At 42.6% G+C, this 2,009-nt stretch carries 4 protein-coding genes; 1 reads left to right on the forward strand and 3 read right to left on the reverse strand.

Going from position 1 to position 2,009, the window contains the following annotated elements:
• Positions 1 to 147: 147 nt before the first annotated feature.
• Positions 148 to 426 (forward strand): hypothetical protein, encoded by a 279-nt coding sequence (locus GTH32_RS19160; RefSeq protein ID WP_163088790.1) that lies wholly within the window; start codon positions 148 to 150, stop codon positions 424 to 426.
• A 229-nt stretch (positions 427 to 655) separates the two neighbouring features.
• Here the strand turns inward: GTH32_RS19160 and GTH32_RS19165 are convergent, their stop codons facing one another.
• The 3 genes from GTH32_RS19165 to GTH32_RS19830 all read right to left on the reverse strand — a co-directional run bounded on the left by GTH32_RS19165 (position 656) and on the right by GTH32_RS19830 (position 1,834).
• Positions 656 to 952: a hypothetical protein gene (locus tag GTH32_RS19165; protein WP_163088792.1), complete on the reverse strand. Its 297-nt coding sequence runs from the start codon at positions 950 to 952 to the stop codon at positions 656 to 658.
• A 142-nt stretch (positions 953 to 1,094) separates the two neighbouring features.
• Entirely contained in the window at positions 1,095 to 1,433 is a 339-nt protein-coding gene (locus GTH32_RS19170; RefSeq protein WP_163088794.1) for a nuclear transport factor 2-like protein, read from the reverse strand.
• A 131-nt stretch (positions 1,434 to 1,564) separates the two neighbouring features.
• On the reverse strand, positions 1,565 to 1,834 hold the full coding sequence (locus tag GTH32_RS19830; RefSeq protein ID WP_163088796.1) for an excalibur calcium-binding domain-containing protein: 270 nt from the start codon (positions 1,832 to 1,834) through the stop codon (positions 1,565 to 1,567).
• Positions 1,835 to 2,009: the final 175 nt, after the last annotated feature.

Consider the following 2,009-nt stretch of genomic DNA (forward strand, 5'->3'; position numbering starts at 1 on the left):
CTTTTAAGTAAGCGCGGTGACATTAAAACTACCAATGCTTTGGCGATGATTGAAACAACAGGTGAGGGTAGTTGAACTGGAATTTTTATAAAGCCAAACGCAGTTTAGGCTGACGCCTTCTAACTTTAAGCTAAGGGGCGCAGATGCGTGGGGCATAATGGCGAAGCCGCCCCGCGAATAGGCGTCCCAGCGACCGAAGGGAGTGGCTTAAGCGCTTTGTTAGAAGCAGAGCCTTTACCTTTGGACGTTTTAAAAACTAATAAAGCCAGCATACGATTGATTGTTAAAGCAAACAAGCAAAATGCCAAGTGCAGTGATGTAGGTGATTTGACTGAAGCAAGCCGCCCTATGAATTACCAAGTGCAATGGCGCTTGCTGGCCTCGAATAAGAACTTGACGATAAAGCGCCTATTGCGCGACCTTTGAAGTTAATGCAGCGAAGTTAAAACCACCAAAAGCCAGAGCGATTTTTGAAACAGCAGGTGAGGGCGGTTGAACTGTTATTTGTATTAAGCAAAACGCAGTTTAGGCTGACGCCTTCTAACATTAAGCTAAGCGGCGCATTTACGTGGGGCATAATGGCGAAGCCGCCCCGCGTAAATGCGTCCCAGCGACCGGAGGGAGTGTACTTAAGCGTTTTGTTAGAAGTGCCATGCTACCAACCCTCCAAATGTGTACCAACTTCTTTACCTTTTTCGAGGTCATCCTTTGCCAGATAGCCAAACTTGTTATGCTCATTTCGCATGCTTAGCCTATGAAATGTAATGCAAAAAAGTAAATATACAAACCAAAAAAAGAACAATAACCCACTAAACAATAGTGCTTTCTCTACTAAATCTAGGCTATCTCTAAAAAATACAATCGGGATTCCAATTAAGGCAACAAGCCACGAAATATGTAGAAAAGAAACTTTTGCAGCGGTCTTTAAAATAGTTGAGTTGTAATAAGACATTTGCAGATCCTTCTGGCACTTCTAACTTTCCAATAACGGGCGCATACATGTGGGGCATAATGGCGAAGCCGCCGCGCGTGTATGCGTCCCAGCGAACGAAGTGAGTGCGTTTATTGGCTTGTTAGGTGCGTGCAGATACATCCTAGTTTTCCCTGCCAAGATAAGCCCTAATAGATGAAATCAAACCGTCGCTATTGAATGTTACAACGTCAACGACAAAAAGTACTTCTGTTTCATTAACAACAATCTTGAGCTCTCCGGAGACCGAATTATCGTTTTCCATAATATTTAAGATTTCGATTTCCAAACTTGAAGCGTTGTCAAAATTCTTCTGAGTTTCCGATATGGCGACACTTTTACCATGAACAGAAATTTTCCAATCTCTTAGATGAATATTGGGAGCAAAAAGATTCGAAACCGCTTCAATATCTTTGTTTTGATAGCTAAGAAGGTAAGATTTAAATTTTTCTGAATTATTCATTTCCAATCCTTAGAAGCACATAACTTTCCAATAACGGGCGCAGACATGTGGGGCATAATGGCGAAGCCGCCCCGCGTGTATGCGTCCCAGCGAACGCAGTGAGTGTGTTGATTGGGTTGTTATGTACGTTGCTAAAACTGCCTTTCACATGGTATTCCGTCATTATCGCCATCCATTTTTGTATTTGGGCAGTTTTCTAAGAAAAATTTTGCTTCTTCATAAGATGTCATTTGACTGCAATGTTGTCTACCATCGCAACGAAATGAAAAACGGTCTGCTTGAATTAGAGTTTCTTGCGTAGGTAAGGCAGGTTGCGGCAATACTTCCACGTTTTGATCGTTCTTGGAATAAATAAAGACACCAACTAGAACGGCTAAAAGTAGTAATAATTTCTTTGACATCTAAATTTCTTCCCTGAGTACATAACTTTAAGCTAAGCGGCGCAGTTACGTGGGGCATAATGGCGAAGCCGCCCCGCGTAAATGCGTCCGAGCGACCGAAGGGAGTGGTCTTAAGCGCTTTGTTAGAAGCAAAGCCAGTTCCTTTGGTCTGTTTAAAAACTGTTAAAGCCAGCAT

Source organism: Alteromonas profundi, assembly GCF_010500865.1.
Taxonomy (GTDB): Bacteria; Pseudomonadota; Gammaproteobacteria; order Enterobacterales; family Alteromonadaceae; genus Alteromonas; species Alteromonas profundi.

Coding starts and splice junctions, on each gene's coding strand:
- GTH32_RS19170 (WP_163088794.1), bottom strand. CDS start 1,433: ATGAATAATTCAGAAAAATTTAAATCTTACCTTCTTAGCTATCAAAAC.
- GTH32_RS19830 (WP_163088796.1), bottom strand. CDS start 1,834: ATGTCAAAGAAATTATTACTACTTTTAGCCGTTCTAGTTGGTGTCTTT.
- GTH32_RS19165 (WP_163088792.1), bottom strand. CDS start 952: ATGTCTTATTACAACTCAACTATTTTAAAGACCGCTGCAAAAGTTTCT.